We start from the raw sequence: 26,522 nt of genomic DNA on the forward strand, positions 1-26,522 counted from the left end.
TCTGAGTAAATATAACAATAATACCACAACGGTTAGTGTGGTATTTATTATATTGTAAAAAGGTTAATTGATGTATTCTAATATTTTATAATGATAAGCATTTATTTTATTATCTACTACTTTATCGACATATTCAGAGCTCATTGCACGTAAGACAGCCATGTAATTCATACTGAAATCTACCGTGTCTCCCACATGATAATCATTATTGTTATCTCCGAGCTCAAGAATCATCATATCGGAACTCGCTCCTATAATTTCAATTCCTGGAGATAGAGGTTTTATATTTTTAGGGTCAATATCAAGAACTCCTATATCAACAATCGCTCTCACAGAGGTTTTACCAATGTTTTTTTCATCATGAATTGGAGTTTCACCTGTTAAATTTGTTCCTGCATCTCCCGCCGGAATCATTGGCTTTTCGGCAATCTCTATAATTTCTGCAGTGAGATGAAAGACATTCTGATGCATCCCTTTGATGATGGAATCATTATAAACATCTGTACCAAAAAATAACGTTTCTCCTACTCTGAAATGATTGATTCCTGAAGGGATTTCATTTTTGAGAATCAAAGGAATGGTAACAGAAGAACCGGCCGATATAAAAGGGATTGTAGTGTGATAGGATTCTTCAACAATTTCTTTAAACCGATTCAGTTTAACCAGTTTTTTCTCATCAGGAAGTATTCCGTTGAGACAATTGAGGTTGGTACCAATTCCTACAATTTCGATGTTTGGTATCTGTAAAACTTCACCATAAAATTGAGATAGATTTTTCACCATAATACCTTCTCTGAGTTCTCCCATTTCTACCATAATTACAATTTTATGTATTTTATTTTGCTTTATGGCTTCATCAGAAAGTGCTTTAATCGTATCCAATTCTGTATTAAAACTAACGTCTGCATATTTCACGATGCTTCGGGCTAATCTTTTTGCTGGTGGCTTAATGTAAACCGTCTGTGTTTTTGGTGACAGCTCTTTAATGTGGCGCAAATTCGTTAAACGCGAATCGCAGATTTCTTTGTCGGAAATTTCCAAAAGAGATTTTAGAAACTTTTCATTTCCGCAGAGCAATTTTGCTACTACAGCCCATTCGATATGGTTTTCTTCAAAAATTTGGTTTAAATAATGATAGTTGTGAAGTAATTTATTGGTATTTAAGGTAATGTGTGACATTTTGTTTTTTTAATCGCATTTCAAGATACTTGCTGGTAAATCCCAGTTTCTTGTATAAGTGTAATGCCGGATTTTCCGGTTCACAATGGAGTGCGATGTCTCCCTGTGAAGAATCAATAGCTTCCTGCATAAGGTTTTTTCCTATTCCTTTGCCACGTAGATTTTTGTCGGTAGCAATATATACGAGTATATTTTCAGGAATGTAACCGCCCATTCCGGTTTTATTGACGACGACAGCGCCAACCAAATCATTTTTTTCATCTCTTGCTGTAATAACAAGACCTCCCGGTTTATTTCCAAATCCTAACGCGTAGTTAATAGCATCAGAAATATCTGTTTCCGGATCACCGTATTGTTCCAAATGTTTAAAAAGAAACTGAACGATTTCCTGTTTTTGGTTTTCATTAGCTTTGTTTTCATCTGAATATTTTTGTATTGTTATCATAAATTTTGTTTTATCCCGGACAGGGAAGGGTAATATCAAAAGCGGCATTATCACTTAAATCGCTCTTGATTTTCACTTTATTATTCTTCAAGAATAAAAGAGGAATATCCGTGTGGTTAATAATTTGTTTGAAAAAATTTTCTAAGAAAAATGACTTCCAGCTGTCTTCATCTTTGTAATTAAGAATAATAATATCTGCATTGTCTTCCTGCGAAAATTTTGAAATTTGCGTTGCCTTGTCACGGGTCAGTAAAAACTGCGAATCATATTCCTGCGACCGTATGGCAAGGTTTGTTTTTGCTCTTTGGTAAGCGTCTCTAATTTTTAGTATATCATCTTCATTGCTTATTCCAAGCAGGCTTATAATGCCTTTATTTTTCTTGGCGATTGCGACAGAAAGCTCAATTTTGTCGGTTAAATCTTCTAAAACTCTTACAGGAACAAGTATTTTATCAAACGAATATTTACTACACTTTTCTGGTACTAATAAAACAGAGCAATCTACTTCCGTTAAAATCTGATAAGATAATGAGCCCAAAAATAGTTGTGCTAAATTCTGTTGTCCCGAGCTTCCGCATATCACAAGATCTACTGATTCAAAATCAATTACTTGATTGATTCCAGATACTAAACCGCTATTCTTGATAATTGTTTTAAAATCGAGATCAGGATATTGAGATTTTAAAGATAATTCCAGCTCCTTTAATGCGTACTCTGTTTTTTTGTAAATCTCATCGATTGTTTCTGAACCGATAACCTGTTTTCCGGTTCTGTCGATAATGTTATGATTCGTAATATTGTGAAATAATATAACTCTTGCTTCATGACGAGCGGCAATATGCACAGCCATTTTGACTGCATTATTTGATTTCTCGGTGAAATCGACCGCCACTAAAAGTGTATTGATTAAATTTTGCATGATAGTTTATGAAATATTAGTTCAAAAATTAGGATACAAAATTACGCAGTATCATTTTCAATTCATGTGAAGAATGAATGCGGTTATGGTATATTTTATCTTTTTAAAATATTTAAATATTCAAAAAAAGAAACTGATATAAATTAAATTTAGGTTTATTATTAAATAAAACGGTAAGATTAAATATGGTATTATTTGTTTGAAAAGAAGTGGAATGTAATTATATTTTACGAAGAATAATCTTTCAAGAGCTGTCTGTAACTTGTAAGTATAGCTGATTTTGAGATAAAACCGATAAACTTGTTTTCATCGTCAATAACTGGAAGATGCCATGTGTCGGTATCATCAAACATCTGAATAATGTTTACAAGCTGATCGTTTAAATGAACAACTGCTTCAGGAACTTTAACCAATTTAGAAATATTCAGTTCTTGGTTTTCATTAAATAAATAAGGGCGAATATCATCTAAGCTAAGAATTCCTTTAAGTTTATTCTCGTCATCTACAACGGCAAAATTATTCTTTCTTCCATTGCTGATGAGGTTATAAAGCTTCTGTAAAGATGAGTTTTCATTAATGATCTGAGAGTGAAAATCGATAAAATCTTTAGTTTGCAATGAAGACAAAAGATTGTTATCATGCTTATGCGTAAATATTTTCCCTTGATCTGCCAGATTTTTTAATTCAGGAGAAATAGGAGCAAACCATTTAGCAATAAGATAAGACATCACGGCAACGATCATCAGCGGAATAAACAGATCGTATCCAAAACTAGATTCTGCAATCAGGAAAATAGCCGTAAGAGGAGCGTACAATACACCGCTCATTGCACCCGCCATTCCTACCAAAATAAGATTGGTAACAGGAACATTAGAAAATCCTAATGTTTGACAGATAAAAGCAAATAAAAATCCTACAGATCCGCCTGCAAATAGGGAAGGAGCAAAGTTTCCACCATTTCCACCACTAAAAATAGTAAATGAAGTTGCAAAAGCTTTTAAAAGACAAACTAAAACAAGAAATACAATAACCGTCCATTCTTTTATTTCAAAATATCTGAAAAGACTGTTGTCGATCACTGAGTTGATATTACCATTTGTAAAATCTTTTACCGTATCGTAACCTTCACCAAATAATGGCGGAAAAAGTACACAAAGTAAAGAAAGTACAGCACCTCCAAACATTGCTTTTCTAAGGCGTGAAAGCTGTAAACCGTGGATGAAATGTTCTACTTTTTGAGAGACAACAACAAAATATCTTGCATAAAGACCTGTTAGAAGCCCAAGAATTAAATAATAAGGAACATTATAATAATTAAATGGTTCACGGGTATAAAATCTGAATAAAATATCTTCCTGAAGTAATATTCTGGATAATAAACTTCCGCAAACTGCTGCTACAACAAGAGGAATAAAATCAGTAAATACAACTCCGGTAAGCAAAATTTCGAATGCAAACATAATTCCGGCAATCGGAGCATTGAATGCAGAAGCAATTCCCGCAGTAGCACCTGCAGCCAAAAGAAGCGTTCGTTCTTTGTAGCTTAGTCTGTACGTTCTTGCATAATTTGAACCAATGGCTGCACCGGTAACTGCAATAGGACTTTCGATTCCGGCAGAACCACCAAGACCAACAGTAACCGCACTTTGTATAACCTGTGAATACATTTTCACATTAGATACAATACTAGAGTTTTGTGCAATTTCGTATAAAATAGCTCCAATTCCTTTTTTGTCTTGTCCTTTAAATAAAGCAATGACAATAGCTGCCGTTAAGACAATCCCAAGAAACGGAAAAACAATATAGAAGATAATCTGATATTCAAAATGCACCTCATGTGTAATGAAATGATGAATATTATGTACAAATGTTTTTAGAATAACTCCTGCCAAACCCGCGGTACATCCTACCAGAATACCTGAAAGGATGAGAAACTGATTTCTGCTTAGATGTTTCTTTAGCCAATGAAGAATAATCTCATAGCTGCGCGCTTTTTTGAGACCATATTGCTGAAAATCTCGTCTAAACTTAAGAAAACTTACGAATTTTTTTTTGTTGTGGAAATTCACGTTGAAATAAAAATGAAGTAATTATTAATATACTTACCTGCAAAGGTATTAAAATGAATCGACAACTCTTAAGTGATATAAGTCGGATATCTCTAACCCGTTTTCAAACCAGCAGAAAGCTTTATAATTTTACTCTGTTTTATACATTTTAATTCCATCTGCATTGGCATTTAGCAACATCCCATTTCTAATGATATAATTTTCCCATGCGCCGTTTCCATTATTCTGATCAAAGTTTAAGGTCTTGATTACTTTTCCTTTGTTATCGACGAGAGCATATTTCATTTCTTTTGTTTTAGCATCTTCAATAATCATCCATGAAGACTCACCCTGATTATAGGTATCAAAATGCATTTCGCTCCAACCTAATTTTTCATAAGGAATAGATGTAGAAGTGATGGCGTTGGTTGCCAAATCGAGGTAATAATATTTTAAATAAGTTCGTTTGTCTCCGTATTCACCGGGAAAAGTACAGACTACAGTCAATATGTTTTTATTGATATAACTGTCAAGAAAATATTCTGTTTTAGGTGATTTTAAAGAAATTTCAGAGTACTTTCCATTTTTGTACGCCATAATATTTGGCTGATCGGGATGGATGTAATTTCCGAATAAAAATAGATTAGATTTATCAACTGCAATTTTCTTTGGTGTTGCCAAATATTGTGTGCTTGTATGTCTTACAAACTTTTTTGTATCTAAATTATAATTGATAATTTCATTCTTAAAATCAGCGGAGTAGGTGGTGCCGTTAGAAATTCTATAGCCGAAAATCAGATTCGAGCTATTGATTACGATATTTGATGGACTGTTGAAAGTGCGTCCAAAATTCACTTTATCTTCAATCTTACCATCAAGATTAATGGTGAACAATTTCATAAAAACATCTTCATCTGCTCCTTTTGTTTTTCCCTGAATAACTAATGCATAAATTTTGTCTTTATGCCTTTTTACAGCAAAAATTTTATTGGTATGTTCATCACCTATTTTCAGTGTCCATTTAGGTTTTAGATTGGTATCATAATGTATCAGATAAGCGTCACAAGCATTTCCATCATTGATTACGGTTTTAAAACTGAATCCGGCACAGTAAATATCCTCATCAACCCAATCTACATCTTCCACATATTCTACCATGTCAAAAGTCGCTTTGGTCACCAATTGCTGACCAAAAGCGATAGAGGTAAAAGACATCATAGCAAAGAATAAAGCTCTTATTTTCATATCAATACTATTTAAGATTATTTCTACAAAAATAATGAGTTAAGACATACTTCAAAGATTTAACTTAATAATATCTCTCAGTTTTTTTTAATGCTGTTTAAATGATTATTTTTTTGGAGTCAAAGAAAAATTATCCACATAAACTGCTTGATGCACTCCATTTAAGACAACTTTTACTCCCAAGTTTGAATCTTTCTGTAGAGAAACATCAAAAGTTTTTTTAGTTCCTGTAATTTTTGAAGATTTAGCAATTGAAACATAAGATTTAGGATCAGATGCATTGTTGATTGAGAACAATTCCATTGTAGTTTCTCCACCGTTGTCAGACGCATCAAGAGTCAATGTATATTTTCCAGCTTTAATTTTTGGAGTTATCAGATACATGTTTTCTCTTGGGCTGTTCATCGAATAAAACACGATTTTTTTATCACTGCTGTAAAGCATTGCTTTTCCTGGTTGAGCGATCCAACATTTATTCATTTCTTTCCAGGTATCAAAATTTTCTGTAAGTGATGATACAGTTTTGCACTGTGCGTTTACAGTTGCAAATCCTCCCAAAGCTACCAATCCTGCAAATACGATTTTTCTCATAAGTTATTTATATATTTTTGAAGTAAAAATACTTAAAAATGCTTGTATCAGGAAGTCCTTATTTAATGATTTACGTTAGCTTTTTGATCTTTTTTTGCAGAAAATTTTATTAAAAAAAGAGAATATTTTTGATTTGATGAAACATTTTGAATGTTCAGAAAATCCTTTCATTAAATTGAAATAAAACCTTCCATGTACAACACTGCATTTCCGCCTAGTTCAACTCTGTCGTTGAGAAGTCTGCAATTTAATTTCCCGCTTCTGCTTGAAGATTGAAATGCCGTCAATTCAGTTTTATCTAATGTTTTTGCCCAATACGGAGTAAGTGTTGTGTGAGCAGAACCACAAACCGGATCTTCGTTTATCCCAACTCCGGGAGCGAAAAATCTCGATACAAAATCACTGTTTGTACCTTTTGCTGTCACTATAAGTCCTCTTGCATCTAATTTTGAAATGACCTCTAAATTGGGGAGTATTGAAATAATATCTTTTTCATTGTCAAATACCAACATAAAATCTGTTTTTCCTTTGAAAGCTGCTTTTGGTGTTTTATTGGTCGCATTCAATAGATCTTCCGTGATCTCTGTTTCAGAATAATGATCTGCAGGAAAATTAAGTAAAAACTGATCTTCTTTAATTTCTACACTTAACTTTCCACTGTAAACCGTTTGAAAATTGATCAGGTTTCCTTTAAATCCTTCTAAATGATGCAAAACATAAGCACTTGCTAAAGTAGCGTGTCCACATAAAGCGACTTCAACGGTTGGCGTAAACCATCTGATTTCAAAACCATCTTCTTTGGGGACATAAAATGCAGTTTCGGCAAGATTGTTTTCTGCTGCAATTTTCTGTAAAGTTTCTTCCGGCAGCCATTCTTCGAGAGGGCAAACTGCAGCAGGATTTCCTTTAAATACTTCATCGGTAAACGCATCAACCTGATATATTTTTAATTTCATTGTTTTTGATTTTAAGTCAAAGTTCAGAAATAAATTTCATCAATTACAGATACAGAAATGTGTAATTTGATGGATACAGTTTAGAGTGCGTTTTTAACAATTGTTCCTAATCTTTTCAGATCATTCTCAAGACCTTCGTCCCATTTTAAAGCAAAATTCAGTCTCATGCAATTATTAAACTGATCGTGTTGCGTAAACATTCTGCCGGGTGCAAAACTTATATTTTGTTTTACAGCAACATCGTAGAGTTGTGCCGTATCAATTCTATTGTCTAATTCCAGCCAAAGCACAAATCCGCCTTGTGGCTGAGAAATTTTAGTATTTTCAGGGAAATATTCTTCAACAGCTCTTTGATATTTCAAACAATTCGTATGAAGCTTTTGTCTAAATCCTCTTAAATGGTGATCGTACCTTCCGTTTTCCAAAAAATCGGCAATCACTTCCTGATAAAGAGGTGGTGTAGAAATCGTCTGAATAAGTTTTTGCCTCAAAATTTTCTCCTTATACTTTCCGGGCGCTACCCAACCCACTCTGTAACCAGGCGCCAAAGTTTTGGAAACAGAACCGCACCACATAACGATTCCTGCTTCGTCAAAGGCTTTGCAGGGTTTTGGCCTGCTTGTACCAAAGTAAAGATTACCATAAAGGTCATCTTCTATTAACGGAATATTGTGGTACGTAAGCAATTGTACCAGTTCTTTTTTTGTTTCTTCAGGCATCAAAGAGCCTAAAGGATTGCTGAAATTACTGATAAAACAGCATGCATTAATCTTGTGAATGACTTTTTTTAAAGCTTCAATATCAACTCCTGTAACTGGATGCGTGGGCAATTCGATCACGTTCAGCCCCATTGCTTTTGCAATCTGAATAATTCCAAAATAAACAGGGCTTTCAATCGCAAGTGTATCGCCTCTTTTGGTAACTGCCATCAGACAATTAAAGATAGCATTCATCGCACCTGAGGTCGTTATTAGATCGTCTTCAGTAATTTTTCCTTCTAAAACGAGAGACCATTTTGCTATATTTCTTCTTAGATTCAGGCTTCCTTCCAAAGGTTCGTAAGCAGTTCCGCTACCTTCTAAGTTTCTTATTGTTTTAATGACTCCCTTATTTAATTTTGCAATAGGCAGGAAACTGGGATCTGGAACTCCCAAAGAAAACTGTCGTATATCTTTGTAGTGAAGTGTGTCGAATACTTTACTGATGAGGTCTTCCGGATCAGACTCATTCTGGCAAGTTTCAGGTTTGCTTATTGATGGAAGAGCGCATTTTCTCTGTGATGTTTTGCTTACGTAGTACCCCGACTTTGGTCTCGATTCAATAAGAGATTTGCTTTCTAATTCTAAAAAAGCCAGTTTTACGGTATTGAGACTTACATCATATATTTTCTGAACAGAGCGTATCGACGGCAATTTATCTCCAATTCTTAAAGTTTCAGACAGGATTTGATCTTCTAAAATTTTTGCAATTTTTACATAAAGGATTTCCTTCGTCATTATCGTATGTTCTGTTTTGAGTAAATTTATTAAAATTATGCTTCTAAATATCAAATAATAATTTGTAGAAATTTAGAAAATTGTAATCACAATCATTAAATCTAAGATTAACTAGACCAGTTCAGCCAATCTACCATTCTTGTGATTGAATTCTTCATTCCTTTATGGTCTAATTCTTTTTTAGATAAATACTTCTGCTTTGATTGATTAATGAATCTACTTTCCAAATCTCCAAAAGAATATTCAGGATTAATGATTGCATTGAAAACAATCTCTTCAGAACTATTAACCGTAAAATATGAATACCCGATAATTAGATCTCCTTTAACCAGCTTATAGATAGGGAATCCAAATTCTTTCGTCAGTTCAGGTTGATTAAAATGTTCACTTTGGTTCTCAATTTCTGTTTGGGAAAAATATAGATCTGTTATTTTAGTTAAATCGGAAAGATGTACAGGTTCAAATTTTAAAGCTGTTTCCTCTTTTATTGTTGTGGGCATATTGTTTTTATTATGTAAACAAATTTATTTACATCAACCCAATAATTACAGATACAGAAATGAGTTATTTAATGGATACAGTTTTGTGTTCAAAATAATTTTTATTGTTTAAATTTATACTATTCATGAAGGTTTCGAAGTTGCCAATGTTGAAAATGACAGTTGCTATTTACAGAGAATGTCTTAAATGTCTTTGTGAGAATTAAAGAAATCAAGCATGGTTGTTAAAGCATTTTCACTGTGCATTCTTTCTCCGTTTTCAAGTGATTCCTGTGCTATTTTTGATGCTCTTTTAAACATATTCTTTTCATACTCAGAAATAGCGTTTTCTATTGTGTCAAATTGAGAAGAAGTTAGAGTTTCGCTTAATTCTAAAGCATCAAGCATTGCCATATTTACACCTTCACCTGCAAATGGCGGCATTAAATGGGCTGCATCACCAATAATGGTAAGGTTTTTTGCTGTTTTCCAGGTTTGGTCTAAAGGCATACAATAAATTGGGCGCGGAATAAAAGGAGTAGAAGTGTTTTCGAATAATTCATACCAAATAGGACTCCAATCTGGGTATTCTTTTTGAAACCATTTTAATACTTCAGATTTATTATAAAAATCTAAACCGGACGCAACTGCCCAATTTTCATCAGCTTTAAAACTTGTGTAAAAACCAATTTCACCATTTGCTTTTTGTCCCATTAAAATATTTTGCTCGTTCCCGAAAGCCATAATTTTTCCACCACGAAGTATTTCAGAAATATTTGGAACTCTTTTTTCGGCATCATAAATATTGCCTTCAAGCATTGTAATACCAGAATAAAATGGTTTGATGTCTGTAAGATAAGGCCGTATTTTTGAATTTGCGCCATCGGAACCGATTACAATATCTGCATATACGCTTTCCTTGTTTTTGAAATGTAGCATCCAGCCTTCATCTTGCTGTGTCATTGAAAGAAAATGACTGTCCCAAACAATGGTTTCAGGAGCTAAAGATTCAAGCAGAATTTTTCGTAAAACACCTCGGTCTATTTCCGGACGGAAATGTTCGTCTCCAAAATTTTCATCATGCTTTTCTCCGTGATCGCTGAAGAATATTTCTGCTTTATGGTTTGTAATGGTCGATTGATCTGCACCGACCATAAAATTGTTTTTAAAATCTTCCAAAAGACCCGCTTTTCGCAATGCCGCCAAACCAGATTCATCATGTAGATCAAGAGGGGAGCCTTGTACGCGTGCATTTTTATTTAAATCTCTTTCATACACTTTTACGTCAACACCTTTTAGTTGTAAAAGTTTTGCCAACGTCAATCCACCCGGACCTCCTCCTACAATGGCTACTTTTTTATTTTGTAATAACATTATTTTTAAATTTTATAATGCAAAATTACTTTTGGCTGTAGACTAAAAATTGTAAAAATCGGTCGTTTTCGTTTTTGTGTAATTCTTTTGGTGAAACACCAGAGAGTTGTTTTATTTCTTTGATGAAATGCGATTGGTCTGTAAAATTAAGTTGCGGATAAAGTTCTCCATTTTTAATATGGTCAAGTGACACCTGAAAACGAAGAATTTTACAATATGCTTTTAAAGAAAGCCCAAATTGCTGGTTAAAATAACGGTTGATTTGTCGTGGACTCCACAAAATTTTTTCAGAAAGTTCTTTGATCGGGATCTCGCCGTTTGATTCAAAAATTAACTGGAATAATCTACGTTTTCTTTCATCTGTTTTTTCAGGTAATAAGTTTGAAATTTTTTGTGTGATTTTTTCGCAAAATTGATCAAAGTCATTCAAATCATCAAGATTAAAGCCCCAAAAGTCATTCTGCAGTATCTTTCCGGAATTTAAAATGTCAGCAATAGATTCTTTAAAAATATATTCAATCGCAAAAGGATGAAAACTTACGGAAAAGAAATTTGAAATTTCAGGAGTAGTATATTTTGGTTTGGTTTCTAAACCCAACAATGCAACGATAAGCGTTTGGTCATTTGTCTTTGAAAATATAAGATCAACTTTCCCATTAGGAATAATTACAGCATTTTGCTGTTGCGAAATATTCTGTAATGAAGAAAAACAATAGACAAGATCTGCTAAAGATTGATTTGGCTCAACAAGTTTAAAATTTAGCTTTTTTTCCATTACTTTTTAGGATGTTGTCTCTTTCAATTATAGATAAGAATTCGGTCTTATTTAAATATTACACCTTTTATATTGCTAATTACAAATGTAGTAAACTTAGAAGAAGAAAAGTTGTAGAATGAAAAAAATAGCCATGGTTTGATGATTAAACCATGGCTGTAATTATTTTTTATAAATGTGATTAGAAGGTTGTTGCAGGAGCGGTATCATTATTCAGTTTACGATTAACTTCATTCTTTTTACCTTTGGCAAAATCGTAACCGATTCCCAGAATAAACATATTTCTATTGTTGTAAATATTGGTTGTTCCCATATAGTTTACCAAACTTGCATCAAGTGTTTTTGTTTTATATCTTGATGGCATTCCCAACCAGTACATTCCGGTCGTGAACGTCCAGTCTTTCATTTTGTAATTGGCAAAAATGTGGTTTTGATTTTCATTGGTACTTAAAAAAGCTCCACTTAATGTATAAACAGGAATATTAAACATATAGGTAAGGCTCAAATTTTTATATTCAGAAGAAATAGTAAAATTATTTCCTAAATAATTATTTTTAAGCAAAGCACCTGAGTTTGTTTTTACACGTTGCATTGTAGGATAAATATTGGCTTTTATAACCAATAATCTATTTCCAAAAGGTTTTACCGATCCTGTAAACTGCACTCCTGTTCGTGAACTAAACTGTGCATTTTCGTAGGTTAATGCGTATTGAGTATTGTTATTATACAAAACATACATACTGTTAATCGCATTGTCTACATAGTTGTAGAAGAGATTCGCATTAAAATCAAAGAATTTATTATTGTAAGAATAATTCAAATTATTATTCCACGCTTTTTGTATGTTAAGATAAGGGTTTCCTGTAGACACAATATTAGGAACAACCTGATTGATGTTCGGGCTCAATGATGCACTTCCAGGGCTGTAAGGTGTATAGCTGCTTGTGAATCGCAGACTTTGATTTTTTTTGAGCTCGTATCCCAAAATTATTTTAGGCGTGATAGTCCAGTCGTCATCTGTGGTTGCAGCCGTTTTATTGTGAATATTGGTTAAACCTAAACCAATACGATACATCAGTTTTTTGCTTTTACCTGCAAATTCAGAATATAAATATTGAGTTAAATAATTAACAGAATAATCGAAATTTCCTGCTAAGTTTTCAAGCATATTATCAACGTTATTATTATCAATTCTATACCCGGTACTTAGTTTCCCTGCTTTGAAATCATGAGTGTAAGCAACTTCTCCTACAATGCTGTTTTGTTTGGCCTTTAGGTTCATATCATTATCAAAAACAATATTTCCGGAGCCAATAATCCATTCTTTATCTAATTGAAAACTTTCGCTGGTGTAGGATGATCCTACAATATTAAAACTGATTTCGTCTTTTTTGCTTAATTTTTTAGAAAAATATAGATCAAGCTTTGGAGGATTGTAACTTTCTCCGCTGTATTGCGATGTTCCGTGCAGTTCTGAGCTATTATCTTTGGTGAAAATACTTTGCCCATTTCCTTTAGAGAAATAATTGTAAATATTCATCGAAAATTTTGCCTGAAAAACATAATTATCTATCAAAGAATTGGTATATCTTAAAGCAATATCCTGATAAGTATATCCGAAATGATCTATTTTATTTTCATTGGTATTGTAATGAGAATTTTGCAAAGTATAATTGTAGACTCTGTTTACAGCACGATTGTCGTAATCTCTGAAATTAATTGAATATTCAAGTCCTAAATTATTCCTTCCGTTTGTATAATTCGCATAAGCTTGTCCGTTTACAAAACCAGTTGTTAATGCCGAGCTCACAGAACTACCTGCTGCAAAACCAAGTTCCGGATTTCTTGTGATAATATTAACCACAGTATCGGCTCTTGTCGCCCATCGGGTAGGTGGATTGTCATAATATTCAACTCGTACTACATTTTCAGGTCTTATACCTCGAGCTTGTAATTCTGTAGATTCAACACCATTAATTAAAAGTAAAAATTTACCTCCTTTAATACTGGTGATACTGCTGGAAATAGGATCAAACTGAAGTTCGGGCAAAGTCTGTAATAAATCATTGGCGTATCTGGCTTTTTTTAAAGCTTCTTCATCAAAACTGTAAACTGCCTTATCTACAAATTGTTTTTTACGTTGCGATTTTATCAGAACCTCCTGAATATCTTTTGTATTTTGAACCGAATCTTTAACTGTTGAAGTATTGTTTTCCTGTGCAAAAGCTAAGCTGCCTATTATTAAGAAGGCTAAACTTATTTGTTTTTTCATGTAGTTTTCTTGGAAATATTATCGGCCTCAAATTTAGAACAATCGATTGTCTTATCAAAAGAAATTTCACGTTAATTGGAATAATTTAATTGTATTTCTTTATAAAATTTTATAAAATATAGAAACAAGTAATACATTTTTAATTTATTACTGTGAAAAAGTCTCTGGAATTTGATTTTCGTTATGAGCTATTAATTATTGGGATATTCTTTTTTCAAATTTTTATCTAAAATAAAAGGTACAAAAGGCAACACAGATCCTACAAGATATATGATAATTCTTTTAATGCTCCATTTGTATTTCAGAGAAGCAGCAATGAGAATGACCATGTAAATAAGAAATAAAACCCCGTGAATCCAGCCAAAATATTTTACAGGCTCAGCAATATCAAGTATATATTTAATGGGCATTGCAATAAAAAGTAAAATTAAATAGGAGATACCTTCGATGATTGCAGTTTTACGGTATAGATTGATCATAAAATTAGAATGGTTTAGACTGTTGATTTTTCAATATTTTTTTTTGAATGTCAATAATAAATCAAAAAACAGATAAAATTGATGCTCTTTTCTTATCGGGTATAAAAATGCAACAAATTATTCTATATTAAATCGAATTTTAGTGATTTTTTAATTAAATTTATACCACTATAAATCATGTGAACTGTCGTACGGGAAAATTCTAAACGGTAAAATAGTTTAAATAGAAAATTTTAAAAGTATGAGATTCAGGAAAATTCTGCTTACTTCTTTTCTGGTGATTTCCTCGCAAACATTTTGTCAGCAACTGACACTGAAACAATGTATAGAAAAAGGGAAACAAAATAATGTCATTATAAAACTGGCAGAGCAATCTCTGGAAACCCGGGAAAAACTTCTGCAATCCAACAAAAACAACAGTCTTCCGAAAGTAGATTTTCTTGGCGGCTACAATTATATCGGTGAGCCTTTAAAAGTTAATCTGCAACAGGTAAAAGACGGAATTGTGGAAGGTTCGGCAAATCAAAGTGTGTATTCTGCCAATGCAGCGTATCAACAGATTACGGGAAACCAGCTTTCACAACAGGTTCAGGATGTTATTTACCAAACCTCTAAAGATATTATCAGTGCAGTTTATCCCAACTATAATCCTGCAATTACAAAACAAAGTTATTTTTTAGCAGGAATTTTGGTGCGTCAACCTATTTATTTAGGTGGAAAATTAAATGCAACAAAAGAGCTTTCAAAACAGCAGGTAGAAAGCGGAAAAGCAAACTTAGAGTCTTCTCAGGATCTTACAGCTTATAATATTTCTTTAAATTACATTCAGGTAATGTATCTGAATTCGATGATCAAAAAACAAGAGAAGATTGTAGAATCTCTTGAAAACAATGAAAAATATGCGCAAAGCCTTCTGAAAGCCGAGATTATTCCACCTTACCTGAAAAACTGGTCAAATATTACAAAACTTCAAGGCGAAACTAATCTTAAAAACCTTAAACTTGAAAAAGAAAATGCGCTGTTAACGTTGAAAGACTTGATGGGAATTTCTCTTGATGAATCATTGGATATTAATGAAGAGCTGAATGAGGATATTGACGTACCTAATTTTTCTTCGTCTGAAAATAATGCAGATTTAAAATTATTATTAAGCAAAAAGAAAGAAGCTGAAACTACTCACAATATTACAAAATCGCTTTCAAGACCTAACATTTTTGCCATTGGAAACTATCAGTTTTTCAGAAACGATTTACCGCTAATTACTCCACCTTGGTTGGTTGGGATAGAAATGCAATGGACGCTTTTTGACCCTGAAAGAAAATCCAGAAATCTGGCTTCGCAATCTTTAATAAAAGAAGCCGATCTTTTGATCAATCAAAAGCAAAAATCAGTGAATTTGGCAACCAAAATTTCTGAAAATAAATTAATAAGCTTTAAAGAGCAGAACGAAACATTCGATGCTGCAAGAAAACAGACGTATACTACGACTGAAATGGTAAGGAAAAGAATGGAAAACAGTTTGTCTTCTGTAAAAGATGTGAACGATGCTTTGCAGCTTCAGTACGAAGCCGAAAAACTATATTATACGTCTTTAGTTGCCTATCAAACGGTGATTGCGACTTATTTTTACATTACCGGAAACGTCGAAAATATAACCAATTACATTCCTTAAACTGATAAAAAATGAAAAACTTTATAAAAAATTACTGGGCGGTTTTCATTCCAATTATTGTATTGGTTATTGCTCTGGTTTACCTTTTTCAAAATAAATCTCCAGAAAAGAATAAAGAGAGCGTAATAGGAATGGTAGATGCCGAATTTGTGGATGTTTCTGCTTCGTTGCCCGGAAGAGTGATTGAATTATTGGTGAAAGAAGGAGACGAGGTAAAAGAAGGACAGGTTGTAGCTCAAATGAAAACTTCTGAAATTGAGACGATTCAGGCGCAGGTTTCAGAAGCGGTGACGGTTGCTCAAAATCAACTGGATAAAATCAATCGTGGAGTAGAACCTGAAGTTTTAAAATCTGCAGAAAATCTTCAACAGATTGCAAAACAACAAATGGATCTGATGAATAAAACCTACACCCGTTTTCAGAATCTTTATTCGGAAGGTGTAATTTCAGGACAGGAAAGAGATGTTATTTATTTCAAATATAAAGCGGCACAAAAAGAACTGGAAACAGCTAATCTTAATGTTCAACTTCTACAACGCGGAAATAATCAGGAATTAAAAAATTCGGCTCAGGCAATTTTAAATCAGGCGAAAGGTGCCGATCAGCTTGCTCAGGAAATAAAAGATAATGCTTCTATAAAAGCGCCTGCTTCAGGGAAAATTTCTACAATGATTTCCAATAAAGGAGAAATGGTAAATGCGGGTTATCCCATGATGACAATTCAGAAGGACAATTCTTTTTTTGTGAAATTTAATCTCCGTCAAAATCAAATGACCAAAATTGATAAAGGCAGTACCGTAAAAATGAAAATCCCAGGTTGTTTGCCGGAAGAAATAAAAGGAACTGTTGTAGAGCTAGCTCCGGCTTTAGGATATGCAGATTGGGTTCCCGAAAAGCAGAATGGTGAATTTGAACTGAGAACATTCCAGATTAAGGTAAAACCTGAAAATATCAATTCCATAAAAGGACTTCGCTCAGGAATGACTGCACAGCTTGTTTTTGATTAAAAACATTCTCTTAATTCAGAAAAATTAAAACTATTGAAAACCATCAGCCAAATCATGATCCGGGAATGGAAACGAATTTTTTCGATTCCTAATTTCTACGTGATCCTGTTAGTCATTCCGCCGATTATTTTTCTTTTTTACGGATTTATTTATCAGAAACAATTTGCAAAAGAGCTTCCAATGGCGGTTTGGGATGAAGATCAATCTTCTGTTTCGCGAACGTTGATCGATATGATGGAACATAATGAGTATATTCACTTTACTCAAACGGTTTACAGCAATGCAGAAATTGAGAAATTAATGCGGGAAGGAAAGATCTTCGGAGCGGTACATTTTCCAAAAAATATGGAGTCTGATGTCAAAAAAAATCATCAGTCGAATATAACGCTTTATACCAACGGTGCTTATCTGGTTCCTGCAAAAATGATTTACAAAGGCGCAGCTGGAGTTATTATCAAAGGTGGTCTTGCGGTTGTTCTTCAAAAAGCCGAAAAACAAGGAATGCCTGCTGAAAAAGCAAATACTTTGGTACAGCCCATTAAACTCAATACAACAACATTATACAATCCAGATTTCAATTATCAGATGTATCTTACTCCGGGATTGATAACGGTTGGTCTTCAAATGGCGCTGATTGTTGCAGCAGTTTTAATTTTAAATCTTGAGTTTAAACGAAACACCATTGATGAACTTTTACAGATTTCGACATCATCTTCGCAGATTGTGATCGGAAAAATGCTGGCTCATCTTTGTATTTCGTGGATTCTATTTTTATTGGTTGCTTACGTTGTTTTTCCTGTTTATGAATTGGGAAAACCCGAAACTGATTTTAATTTTTTCCTGATTTATACATTGATGTCTTTAGCGTGTATCGGAATTGGAATGATGCTTTCTGCAATCTCTAATAATCTGCTTTTTGTAACGGATGTTGCCTTATTTTTTACTTCACCTGCATTTGTTTTTAGTGGCTTTACATTTCCGAGATGGGCAATGCCTTGGTACGACCAGTTTTATGCAGACATCATGCCTTATACTCACTTTTTAGACGGATTTATTAAGCTTTATTTTATGGAGCTTCCATTGTCTTATGCTACTCCTGAAATTGTAAAATTGCTGGTTTTTATTGGAGTCACATTTCCTTTGAGCGTTGTATTTTTTCAGAAAAAAATCAATCAATATCTTAAAGAAAATCAGGCATGAAAGAGGTTTTAGAAATACTGAAAAGAGAAATTAGAAACGTTTCAAAAGATTCGAGTCTGTTTCTGATTTTGCTTTTGGCGCCGATTCTTTATGCATTTATGTATGGAAGTATTTACCTGAATAAAGGTGAAGAAAAAGTAAGATTGGCGTTGATTGATAACGATGGAACTGCAATTTCCAGAACATTAACACAACAATTAAACTCGACTCCGATGATAGAAATTGTGCCGAGTTCAAATATTTCTGAAGCTCAGGAAATGATGTTTCAGGGAGAAGTCCAGGGCTATTTTTATATTCAGTCAGGTTTTGAAAAGAATATTTTTTCGTTGAAACAGACGAATGTGAATTTAGTTTTGAATGCTTCACGATTTTTACCCTCAAGCGATTTGCTGAGTACCGCTACAAAAGTCTGTCTTACCGTTGGAGCAGGCGTAAGAAAAACATATTTTAATAAGCAGGGAATGGGGGAGGACGAGGCGATGAAAATGACCAATCCTATTAATATGGATTATCGACCGTTGTATAATTCCAGCATGACTTACGGTGCGTTTCTTTTGCCCGGTTTATTAGCGATTATTTTACAACAAACCCTTTTGATTGGTGTTGCAGCAGCTTTTACATCAGAAAGAGAAGAGAAGAAATTATTAAATCTTTATCAAATTTCAAAGCAAAGCATTTCTAAAATGATTTTTGGAAAAAGTCTGCTTTATTTTGTTGTATTTATGATTTTCGGGCTCTTCTTTTCAGTAGTGAATTTTTCAGTTTTTGATGTTGAGGTCAGAGGAAATTACTTCGACCTTGCTGTTGTTTCTGCATTATTTATTGCAACGATCATTGTCTTTGGAATGCTGATTGGCAGTTTCTTTAAAACTAAACTTTTTGCATTTCAGGTTTTGGTATTTTCGTCTTATCCTATTTTTTTAATTACGGGATATTCTATGCCTTATCAAGCATTGCCAAGATTTGTTCAGATTTTGTCTGATATGTTGCCAACTTCTCCGTTTCTCAAAACTTATATTTCGATTGTACAAGCAGGAGGTTCGCTTTCTGAGAATCTAAGTTCCATAATTCATTTGATTGTTTTATGGATTGTTTTTGAACTTCTTTTAATTCTTAGAATAAAATATTTAGTTAAAATATAAAGGTTTTTATTTCTTCCTAAAAAACAAAGCCCGACTGTATTCATAATTCATTCTGGCAATATTTAAAACAGAAATTCCTTGTGGGCATTCCACTTCGCAAGCTTCGGTGTTGGAACAGTGCCCAAAATGCTCAGCATCCATTTGTTTTACCATATTTAAAACACGATTACTTCGTTCTTCTTTTCCTTGTGGGAGCAATACCATATGCGTAATTTTTGCTGAAGTAAATAGAGCTGCACTTGCATTTTTACAGGTTGCAACACAGGCTCCACAACCAATACAAGCAGCAGAATCAAAAGCTTCTTCGGCGGTTTGATGTGTAACAGCAATTGCAGTTGCATCAGGAGCTTGACCAGTATTAATGGAAACAAATCCACCGGAAGAAATAATTCTGTCGAAGGCAGAACGGTCAACTTTTAAATCTTTTTTTACCGGAAAAGCATCCGCTCGGAAAGGCTCAATCAAAACGGTTTCGCCATCTTTAAAAGAACGTAAATGAAGCTGACAGGTTGTTGTATTTTTTAACGGTCCGTGAGCCAAACCATTAATCATCATTCCGCATTGTCCGCAGATCCCTTCTCGACAATCATGGTCAAATTCTACGGGTTCCTCGCCTTCAACGATTAGCTTTTCATTTAAAGTGTCCAACATTTCAAGGAAAGACATATGAGGATTCAGCTCTTTTAAATCATAATTTACCAGTTTTCCTTCGCTCTTATTATTTTTCTGTCTCCATATTTTAAGGTGTAAATCCATAATTTCTGTGTTTTTTGTAATCTTTAATTGTGATTAAGTTTTATATCAATGGCTTCTTTTCAATATCTTCACTTCAACCACTTGGCTCTTTTAACTTTTACTTTTTTACTTCAATATTATTTATAACTTCTTACAGTCGGTTGTATTTCTTCGAAAATTAAAGGCTCTTTAATCAATTCAGGCTCGTTATTTTCACCTTTCCAGGCCCAAGCTGAGATGAACTGAAATTCACTATCATTTCTCAAGGCTTCTCCATCCTGAGTTTGGTATTCTTCACGAAAATGGGCACCACAAGATTCATTTCGGGTTAATGCATCATAACACATCAGTTCACCAATTTCAAAATAATCGGCAACACGACCTGCCTTTTCGAGTTCGCTATTCATGGTGTCGCCTTGTCCTGAAACTTTTACGTTTTTATAAAATTCTTGTTTTAATTTTCGTATTTCTTCGATGGCGTATTTTAAACCTTCTTCATTTCTCGCTAAGCCGCAGTAATCGTAAAGTAATTTACCTAAAGTTTTATGGAAATAATCGACTGTTTTTGTTCCATTAATGTTGATGAAACCTTCAATTTGTTGTTTAACTTGATTTTCTGCTTTATCAAATTCAATATTTTCGGTTGAAATTTTTCCGGTATGAATTTCATTGGATAAATAATTGGCAATCGTGTAAGGCGCAATAAAATAGCCATCTACAGAAGCCTGAAGCAAAGAGTTGGCTCCCAATCGATTAGCTCCGTGGTCAGCAAAATTAGCTTCACCCAACGCAAATAATCCAGAAATGGTGGTCATTAATTCATAATCTACCCAAAGTCCGCCCATCGAAAAGTGTGCGGAAGGGGAAATCATCATCGGTTCTTCGTAAGCATTGTAACCTGTGATTTTAAGATACATATCGAATAAATTTCCATATTTCTCCTGAATTTTTGCTTTTCCTTGCTCCTTTATGGCTTTAGAAAAATCAAGATATACGGCATTTTTTAAAGGTCCGATTCCGAAACCTGCGTCAATTCTTTCTTTTGCAGCTCTTGATGAAATATCTCTTGGTGCTAAATTTCCAAAAGCTGGATAACGTCTTTCTAAATAATAATCTCTTTCATTTTCGGGAATGTCGTTACCTTTTCTGGTTTCATTTTCTTTTAGAGGAACCCAGATTCTTCCGTCATTTCTTAACGATTCAGACATTAAAGTTAATTTCGACTGATAATCTCCGGACTGTGGCAAAGAAGTAGGATGCACCTGAATCCAGCTTGGTGAAGCCATTAACGCTCCTTTTTTATGAGCCCGCCAAATTGCAGAACCGTTGCAACCCATCGCCAAAGTTGACAAATAATAAATTTTTCCGTAACCACCTGTTGCTAAAACAACTGCGTGAGCGGCGTGTCTTTCAATTTCTCCGGTGTCTAAATTTCTTACGATAATTCCTCTTGCTTTTCCGTCAATCGTAACCAAATCAAGCATTTCGTGTCTTGAAAATAACTGAACAGTTTTCTTTCCGACCTGTCGCATCAAAGCTTGATAAGCTCCCAGAAGTAATTGTTGTCCGGTTTGTCCTCTTGCGTAAAAAGTCCGGCTTACCTGAACGCCTCCGAAAGAACGGTTGTTCAAATAACCACCATATTCTCTTCCAAACGGAACGCCTTGCGCAACGGCTTGGTCGATAAGATTTAAAGAACATTCTGCCATTCGGTAAACATTGGCTTCACGGGCTCTGAAATCTCCACCTTTTAAGGTGTCTACGAACATTCTGTAAACACTGTCGCCATCGTTTTTATAATTTTTGGCAGCATTTACGCCACCTTGAGCTGCAACAGAATGCGCTCTTCTTGGGCTGTCCTGAAAACAGAATGATTTTACGTTATAACCCATTTCTCCCAAAGATGCAGCAATAGAACTTCCCGCTAAACCTGTTCCGACAACGATAACTTCTAACTTTTTTCGGTTAGCTGGATTGACTAGCTTGGCTTTCTTTTTATAATTGTCCCATTTTTGTTCTAAAGAACCTTCCGGTATTTTTGAATCTAAAATCATAGTTTCTCAATTTAATTGGCGGTGAAGAATACATAAATTGGCATCAAAGCAAACCCAACACTGATGATAATTGAATAAGCAATTCCGATGTTTTTAAACCATTTTACAAACTTCGGATGATATAGTCCTAAGGTTCTGACAGCGCTGTAAATTCCATGAATTAAATGATAGCACAACGCAATCATCGACAAAACATAAATAATCACATACCACCATTCTTTAAAAACAGTTACGACCAGAATGTAAAGGTCTTTATTTCCATTTTCATCCAAAGGAGGATTCCCGAATTTGTAAACATACCAGAAATTCTGAAAGTGAATAACTAGGAAAATCAATAGTAATGTTCCCAAAACTCCCATATTTCGGGATGCCCATTTACTGGCTCTTCCGCGTCTGTCAGCTTGATAATTTCCGCCAGATTTTTTATTTTTCAACGTAATTATTAATCCATCCACTGCATGAAGAATGATACTTGCATACAAAACGTAGGAAACTATTTTGATGATAATATTTCCCGAAAGAAAATGTGAATAGGCATTAAACTGAAGATGCGCCTGTTCCTGTGGTAAAAACAGTTGAAGATTTCCCAAGAAGTGAATCAACAGAAATAAGCTCAGGAAAAGCCCTGTAAGACACATCAGCATTTTTCTTGATAAGGTTGACAGCATATTTTTTTGTTTTGTTAATGAGGATAGATGTGGGAAGAGGAAGGTTTTAAATTCATTTTTCATGAACTTCCAGCCTCGTGCTTCAATCTTTAAACTTTTTAATAGTATCCTAATATTTTCATCCAAAGTCCGCCGATTCCCATGTAGATAATCAACAGGACAACTCCTATTTCGAGACCTCTAAGCCACCAAGATTTTAAATCTACATATCCGCTTCCGAAAAATACAGGAGCCGGACCGTGACCGTAATGCGTCAACACACCATAAATTGAGCCCATAAAACCAAGCATCATCGCCAACAACATCGGAGGAATTCCTACCGCAACACCAACACTTAATAAAGCAGCGTACATTGCAGCAACGTGAGCGGTGGCACTTGCAAAAATATAATGGCTGAAGAAATAAACGAGAATAATCACCGGAAAAGCAAGTGTCCAAGTCATATCACCGATTTTCACTTTAATTAAATCACTAAACCAGCCGATAAATCCTAATTCGTTGAGTGAACTTGCCATCATCACCAACACCGCAAACCACACAATCGTGTCCCAAGCTCCTTTTTCCGACTTTACATCTTCCCAAGTTAAAACAGAGGTTAATAAAAGTAGTGTTAACCCAATGAAAGCTGTTGTTGTAGCGTCAATTGAAAGAGCTCCTCCAAAAATCCAAAGGCCTAATAAAATGAAAAATGCCAACAACATTAACCATTCATCTTTAGAAATCGGGCCCATTTCTTTTAATTTTTGTGCTGCCATTTTCGGAGCATCACCAGTTTTCTTTAATTCAGGCGGATATAATTTGTATAAAACCAAAGGAACGACAAAGAAAGCGACCAATCCCGGAACGAAACCTGCTGCAGCCCAAGACATCCAAGTAATGTTGATTCCTAAATTGGCTGCGAATTTCTGACACATGGGATTACTCGCAGTTCCCGTCAAAAACATGGAAGAAGCGATGAGATTCATATAATAACTATTCAATGTCAAATAAGAACCTAATTTTCTATGAGTCTCGGGTTTATCAGGAACCGAATCAAAACTTATTGCCATCGATTTCATAATCGGATAAATAATTCCGCCACCTCTTGCTGTATTACTAGGAATTGCAGGAGCCAGACAAACGTCTGCCAAACCCAATCCGTAAGCTAAACCCAAAGAACTTTTCCCGAAAACTCTGATGAATAAAAAAGCGATTCTGTTTCCCAAACCCGTTTTGATAAATCCTCTTGCGATAAAGAATGAAATTCCAATCAGCCAGATTACTTTGTCTCCAAAACCGGAAAGTGCTTTTGTTATTGATTTTCCGGCATCTCCCGGAGCAACAACCTGCGTCAAAGCGGTAAATCCGATGGCCATCATACACATGGTTCCCATTGGAGCTGCTTTAAGGATGATTCCTAAAATGGTAGCTGCAAAAATTGCAAACAGGTGCCATGCATTTTGGGCAACGCCTTCCGGAGCGGGAATAAACCAGATAATAAGCGCAACCGCAAATGTGATGGCGACCGCTTTAATGTTAATCTCTTTCATAATAGTTAGTTTTACGGATTAAAATCTACTTTGGACTTGAACTATGAATAAATTATTGTTGTATTGAGAGGTATTTTCTACCTGATTTTTGTATCGGTCGAACTGCATTCCGAGTTGAATTCTGGCGCCATAATTTTTAAGAAACTCCAAACCGAACATTGGGGTAACCGTTTGTCTAGGATTTGAATTTAACCTAAAATTGGTATCTAAATATTCGTAACGGCAAGATAATTCGAAAGCGCTTAAATTTTTGTGATTGATCTCGTATCGTAAATTGGGAAGAAAATAAGCTCCACGAATTAGATACTCATCGGGATTTGAAGGTCTTAATTCTGGCGTGACCGCAAAATATAAAGGATGATTGGTTGCCTGCTTTCCTTCCAGCTGCATATCGAGGCTCCATTTTGAATCGAAATTAATTAATGAGCTTAAATCTACACCTACAGCGTAAATTTTCTTGCCAAAAGCATCACCTACACCACCATTTAGACCAACATTAAAATTATATTTTTTAGCCAAGCCAAAAACCAATCTTGTAGAATATTGTTTGCCGTCATTATTATCATTCACCTGATTTTTACCATTTCCATTCACTACAGAAACAGCATATTGAAACGGTATATTTCCTAACTCAACCTGACCTGTTGCTGACATTCCGATTTGAAAACTTGTCCAGCCTAATTTTCCAAATTCGGTGTATTGATTTGACCAGTCCAGAGATTTAATAATATCGATAGGGTAGGTTTCTTCAATACCGAACCAAGGTCTGAACTGCCCAACAGTAAGTGCAAGTTTTGAATTGAAAGTATATTTTAAATAGGCATTTTCGAGAACTCTGGACTTAGGGTCATTTTTAAAATCTGCAAGATTCGCCAATGCCACCACTTCGGTACGTTTGCTAATTTGCGCACGAACCTGAACCCTCATATATTTCACCATGAAATTATTATTGGTTCCCGAACCGTCGGAATGATGCAGCCCATTAACATCAACATCTTTGCTCGTACCGACCAAATAGCGCGCCTGAAAGAGACCTTTAATTTGAAGTTGAGGGTATTTTACAGGGTCTTCCGATTGTGTTTTTATAGAGTCGGGGACTTGTGCGGTCAAAACCAAACTGAATAGTGTGAAAGATAAAAGCAGATGCTTTTTTACGGTTAAAAAAGTACTCATTTTCTTATAATGTTTCTTGGTGTGTTAGCTTTTTTTAACAATCCTAAATAGGAAGACTGTTAAATTACCTTAAAATTAAGAAAATAAATACTAATAATCACGCTGTTTGGATTAATAATGGTTTAAATTTCAACTTGTGCAAATTTATTCTGACTTTATTTGAATCAACCCTTATTTATAACAATCATTGAATAAAGTAATTATGTTGGAAAACTAGTGAAAATTTCCTGTATAAATATTATAATTGATTGCATAGTATAATTGCTCCCGAAACGGCGAAATGATATTTTAATAAATTAAATATAAAAGTTTTTCTTTGGAAGTAGTTTTAAGTTTGTGTAGAATATATTTTAATTTAGTTAATCTAAAAAATTACTATTCATGAATTTTGATGAGGTTTTCTTTTTTATATCAAAGATTCGACATCTGAATTTGATTATCAAACTCATTAATAATTTCTGAAAGCTGTAAATGTAATTCTGATTTATCTATTTCTAAAGAAGCAGGCTTTGAGTTTTCAAATTCTTTTTTATTATTAAATCTGGGCCAAAAAATAGCTTCATAATAATAGTTCCATAATTTCTGTATAGAAGATTGGCTTTCAAACGTTAATAAAAAATTGTTTTTCTCGTCTTGTCTTGCATAATCTCCAAAAAGATTAATATAGTTAGTGAAAAGCTCTATAACATCTATTGAAAAATTATTTTGTTCGATTTGGTCCAGAAGAAATTTTATATCATAAAAATTGTCTTCAGTTGAGTCGTTATTAATTTCCTCATTAAGCCAGGAAATTACTCTTTCATAATTTTCAATTTCCTTTTTTTTATTTATAATTTCAAGTTCAATATTTTCAATATTTTTTGATGAGAAAATTTTACCATTTTCAAAAGTTAATAACTTATCTGTGCTTTCTGCGTCGTTATCAGTAAACCAGACCAAATAAATTCCATCAACAAAATTTGGTGAAATATATTTAATGATCCAAGCTGTAAATTTTTCGTCTAACTTATTCTGAAGTATTGTTGTCATCGATTTTCGACTGAATTTTGGGAAGTTGCTTTCTGAAATTAAAATTAATTAAAAG

General features: G+C 34.1%; 23 protein-coding genes. 4 read left to right on the top strand and 19 right to left on the bottom strand.

Annotated elements, in window-relative coordinates:
* Positions 1-63 precede the first annotated feature (63 nt).
* From BUR17_RS02105 to BUR17_RS02165, 13 genes are all read right to left on the bottom strand, one after another.
* Complete coding sequence (locus BUR17_RS02105; RefSeq protein ID WP_074228349.1) at positions 64-1,179, bottom strand: alanine racemase; 1,116 nt, start codon at positions 1,177-1,179, stop codon at positions 64-66.
* Positions 1,151-1,624 carry a GNAT family N-acetyltransferase gene (locus BUR17_RS02110; RefSeq protein WP_074228351.1) on the bottom strand — a complete coding sequence of 158 codons (474 nt, stop codon included), beginning with the start codon at positions 1,622-1,624 and terminating at the stop codon, positions 1,151-1,153. The genes BUR17_RS02105 and BUR17_RS02110 overlap by 29 nt, the downstream gene beginning before the upstream one ends.
* A gap of 10 nt (positions 1,625-1,634) precedes the next feature.
* A complete protein-coding gene (locus tag BUR17_RS02115) occupies positions 1,635-2,543 on the bottom strand; it encodes a universal stress protein (protein ID WP_074228353.1) in 909 nt (302 codons plus the stop codon).
* A 227-nt stretch (positions 2,544-2,770) separates the two neighbouring features.
* Complete coding sequence (locus BUR17_RS02120) at positions 2,771-4,612, bottom strand: chloride channel protein (protein ID WP_074228355.1); 1,842 nt, start codon at positions 4,610-4,612, stop codon at positions 2,771-2,773.
* Between the two features lie 129 nt (positions 4,613-4,741).
* Complete coding sequence (locus tag BUR17_RS02125) at positions 4,742-5,836, bottom strand: hypothetical protein (RefSeq protein WP_074228357.1); 1,095 nt, start codon at positions 5,834-5,836, stop codon at positions 4,742-4,744.
* A 105-nt stretch (positions 5,837-5,941) separates the two neighbouring features.
* A complete protein-coding gene (locus BUR17_RS02130) occupies positions 5,942-6,427 on the bottom strand; it encodes a hypothetical protein (protein ID WP_074228359.1) in 486 nt (161 codons plus the stop codon).
* 170 nt (positions 6,428-6,597) lie between these two features.
* Positions 6,598-7,383 carry a PhzF family phenazine biosynthesis protein gene (locus BUR17_RS02135; RefSeq protein WP_074228361.1) on the bottom strand — a complete coding sequence of 262 codons (786 nt, stop codon included), beginning with the start codon at positions 7,381-7,383 and terminating at the stop codon, positions 6,598-6,600.
* Positions 7,384-7,463: 80 nt separating this feature from the next.
* On the bottom strand, positions 7,464-8,879 hold the full coding sequence (locus BUR17_RS02140) for an aminotransferase-like domain-containing protein (protein WP_074228363.1): 1,416 nt from the start codon (positions 8,877-8,879) through the stop codon (positions 7,464-7,466).
* Between the two features lie 107 nt (positions 8,880-8,986).
* A complete protein-coding gene (locus BUR17_RS02145; RefSeq protein ID WP_074228365.1) occupies positions 8,987-9,379 on the bottom strand; it encodes a hypothetical protein in 393 nt (130 codons plus the stop codon).
* Between the two features lie 183 nt (positions 9,380-9,562).
* Complete coding sequence (locus tag BUR17_RS02150) at positions 9,563-10,732, bottom strand: FAD-dependent oxidoreductase (protein ID WP_074228367.1); 1,170 nt, start codon at positions 10,730-10,732, stop codon at positions 9,563-9,565.
* A gap of 25 nt (positions 10,733-10,757) precedes the next feature.
* On the bottom strand, positions 10,758-11,507 hold the full coding sequence (locus BUR17_RS02155) for a helix-turn-helix domain-containing protein (RefSeq protein ID WP_074228369.1): 750 nt from the start codon (positions 11,505-11,507) through the stop codon (positions 10,758-10,760).
* 181 nt (positions 11,508-11,688) lie between these two features.
* Positions 11,689-13,779 (bottom strand): outer membrane beta-barrel protein, encoded by a 2,091-nt coding sequence (locus BUR17_RS02160; RefSeq protein WP_074228372.1) that lies wholly within the window; start codon positions 13,777-13,779, stop codon positions 11,689-11,691.
* A gap of 191 nt (positions 13,780-13,970) precedes the next feature.
* A complete protein-coding gene (locus BUR17_RS02165; RefSeq protein WP_074228374.1) occupies positions 13,971-14,258 on the bottom strand; it encodes a DUF3817 domain-containing protein in 288 nt (95 codons plus the stop codon).
* Positions 14,259-14,499: 241 nt separating this feature from the next.
* On the opposite strand from BUR17_RS02165, the gene BUR17_RS02170 reads away from it, so the two are divergent.
* Genes BUR17_RS02170 through BUR17_RS02185 form a run of 4 tightly spaced genes read left to right on the top strand, consistent with a single transcriptional unit; the run spans position 14,500 to position 19,279 of the window.
* Positions 14,500-15,930: a TolC family protein gene (locus BUR17_RS02170; protein WP_074228375.1), complete on the top strand. Its 1,431-nt coding sequence runs from the start codon at positions 14,500-14,502 to the stop codon at positions 15,928-15,930.
* An 11-nt stretch (positions 15,931-15,941) separates the two neighbouring features.
* Positions 15,942-16,937: an HlyD family secretion protein gene (locus BUR17_RS02175; protein ID WP_074228377.1), complete on the top strand. Its 996-nt coding sequence runs from the start codon at positions 15,942-15,944 to the stop codon at positions 16,935-16,937.
* 33 nt (positions 16,938-16,970) lie between these two features.
* Positions 16,971-18,137 carry an ABC transporter permease gene (locus BUR17_RS02180; RefSeq protein WP_228418581.1) on the top strand — a complete coding sequence of 389 codons (1,167 nt, stop codon included), beginning with the start codon at positions 16,971-16,973 and terminating at the stop codon, positions 18,135-18,137.
* On the top strand, positions 18,134-19,279 hold the full coding sequence (locus tag BUR17_RS02185; RefSeq protein WP_074228381.1) for an ABC transporter permease: 1,146 nt from the start codon (positions 18,134-18,136) through the stop codon (positions 19,277-19,279). Before BUR17_RS02180 ends, BUR17_RS02185 begins: the two co-directional genes overlap by 4 nt.
* Before the next feature lie 6 nt (positions 19,280-19,285).
* On the opposite strand, the gene BUR17_RS02190 is transcribed toward BUR17_RS02185, so the two are convergent.
* From BUR17_RS02190 to BUR17_RS02215, 6 genes are all read right to left on the bottom strand, one after another.
* Positions 19,286-20,035 carry a succinate dehydrogenase/fumarate reductase iron-sulfur subunit gene (locus BUR17_RS02190; RefSeq protein ID WP_074228383.1) on the bottom strand — a complete coding sequence of 250 codons (750 nt, stop codon included), beginning with the start codon at positions 20,033-20,035 and terminating at the stop codon, positions 19,286-19,288.
* A gap of 116 nt (positions 20,036-20,151) precedes the next feature.
* Positions 20,152-22,068: a fumarate reductase/succinate dehydrogenase flavoprotein subunit gene (locus BUR17_RS02195; protein WP_074228385.1), complete on the bottom strand. Its 1,917-nt coding sequence runs from the start codon at positions 22,066-22,068 to the stop codon at positions 20,152-20,154.
* Between the two features lie 11 nt (positions 22,069-22,079).
* A complete protein-coding gene (locus BUR17_RS02200; protein ID WP_074228387.1) occupies positions 22,080-22,736 on the bottom strand; it encodes a succinate dehydrogenase cytochrome b subunit in 657 nt (218 codons plus the stop codon).
* Between the two features lie 98 nt (positions 22,737-22,834).
* Positions 22,835-24,265, bottom strand: coding sequence for an anion permease (locus tag BUR17_RS02205; protein WP_074228389.1), 1,431 nt, complete (start codon positions 24,263-24,265; stop codon positions 22,835-22,837).
* Between the two features lie 18 nt (positions 24,266-24,283).
* Positions 24,284-25,438, bottom strand: coding sequence for a porin (locus tag BUR17_RS02210; RefSeq protein WP_074228391.1), 1,155 nt, complete (start codon positions 25,436-25,438; stop codon positions 24,284-24,286).
* Between the two features lie 411 nt (positions 25,439-25,849).
* A complete protein-coding gene (locus tag BUR17_RS02215) occupies positions 25,850-26,467 on the bottom strand; it encodes a hypothetical protein (RefSeq protein WP_074228393.1) in 618 nt (205 codons plus the stop codon).
* Positions 26,468-26,522: the final 55 nt, after the last annotated feature.

Origin of the sequence: Chryseobacterium scophthalmum (assembly GCF_900143185.1) — a bacterium.
In the GTDB taxonomy this organism is placed as follows: domain Bacteria; phylum Bacteroidota; class Bacteroidia; order Flavobacteriales; family Weeksellaceae; genus Chryseobacterium; species Chryseobacterium scophthalmum.

Excerpts from the sequence above, each read along its gene's own strand:
- BUR17_RS02105 (WP_074228349.1), bottom strand. The coding sequence starts at position 1,179 with ATGTCACACATTACCTTAAATACCAATAAATTACTTCACAACTATCAT.
- BUR17_RS02110 (WP_074228351.1), bottom strand. The coding sequence starts at position 1,624 with ATGATAACAATACAAAAATATTCAGATGAAAACAAAGCTAATGAAAAC.
- BUR17_RS02115 (WP_074228353.1), bottom strand. The coding sequence starts at position 2,543 with ATGCAAAATTTAATCAATACACTTTTAGTGGCGGTCGATTTCACCGAG.
- BUR17_RS02125 (WP_074228357.1), bottom strand. The coding sequence starts at position 5,836 with ATGAAAATAAGAGCTTTATTCTTTGCTATGATGTCTTTTACCTCTATC.
- BUR17_RS02130 (WP_074228359.1), bottom strand. The coding sequence starts at position 6,427 with ATGAGAAAAATCGTATTTGCAGGATTGGTAGCTTTGGGAGGATTTGCA.
- BUR17_RS02135 (WP_074228361.1), bottom strand. The coding sequence starts at position 7,383 with ATGAAATTAAAAATATATCAGGTTGATGCGTTTACCGATGAAGTATTT.
- BUR17_RS02140 (WP_074228363.1), bottom strand. The coding sequence starts at position 8,879 with ATGACGAAGGAAATCCTTTATGTAAAAATTGCAAAAATTTTAGAAGAT.
- BUR17_RS02145 (WP_074228365.1), bottom strand. The coding sequence starts at position 9,379 with ATGCCCACAACAATAAAAGAGGAAACAGCTTTAAAATTTGAACCTGTA.
- BUR17_RS02150 (WP_074228367.1), bottom strand. The coding sequence starts at position 10,732 with ATGTTATTACAAAATAAAAAAGTAGCCATTGTAGGAGGAGGTCCGGGT.
- BUR17_RS02155 (WP_074228369.1), bottom strand. The coding sequence starts at position 11,507 with ATGGAAAAAAAGCTAAATTTTAAACTTGTTGAGCCAAATCAATCTTTA.
- BUR17_RS02160 (WP_074228372.1), bottom strand. The coding sequence starts at position 13,779 with ATGAAAAAACAAATAAGTTTAGCCTTCTTAATAATAGGCAGCTTAGCT.
- BUR17_RS02165 (WP_074228374.1), bottom strand. The coding sequence starts at position 14,258 with ATGATCAATCTATACCGTAAAACTGCAATCATCGAAGGTATCTCCTAT.
- BUR17_RS02170 (WP_074228375.1), top strand. The coding sequence starts at position 14,500 with ATGAGATTCAGGAAAATTCTGCTTACTTCTTTTCTGGTGATTTCCTCG.
- BUR17_RS02175 (WP_074228377.1), top strand. The coding sequence starts at position 15,942 with ATGAAAAACTTTATAAAAAATTACTGGGCGGTTTTCATTCCAATTATT.
- BUR17_RS02185 (WP_074228381.1), top strand. The coding sequence starts at position 18,134 with ATGAAAGAGGTTTTAGAAATACTGAAAAGAGAAATTAGAAACGTTTCA.
- BUR17_RS02190 (WP_074228383.1), bottom strand. The coding sequence starts at position 20,035 with ATGGATTTACACCTTAAAATATGGAGACAGAAAAATAATAAGAGCGAA.
- BUR17_RS02195 (WP_074228385.1), bottom strand. The coding sequence starts at position 22,068 with ATGATTTTAGATTCAAAAATACCGGAAGGTTCTTTAGAACAAAAATGG.
- BUR17_RS02200 (WP_074228387.1), bottom strand. The coding sequence starts at position 22,736 with ATGCTGTCAACCTTATCAAGAAAAATGCTGATGTGTCTTACAGGGCTT.
- BUR17_RS02205 (WP_074228389.1), bottom strand. The coding sequence starts at position 24,265 with ATGAAAGAGATTAACATTAAAGCGGTCGCCATCACATTTGCGGTTGCG.
- BUR17_RS02210 (WP_074228391.1), bottom strand. The coding sequence starts at position 25,438 with ATGAGTACTTTTTTAACCGTAAAAAAGCATCTGCTTTTATCTTTCACA.
- BUR17_RS02215 (WP_074228393.1), bottom strand. The coding sequence starts at position 26,467 with ATGACAACAATACTTCAGAATAAGTTAGACGAAAAATTTACAGCTTGG.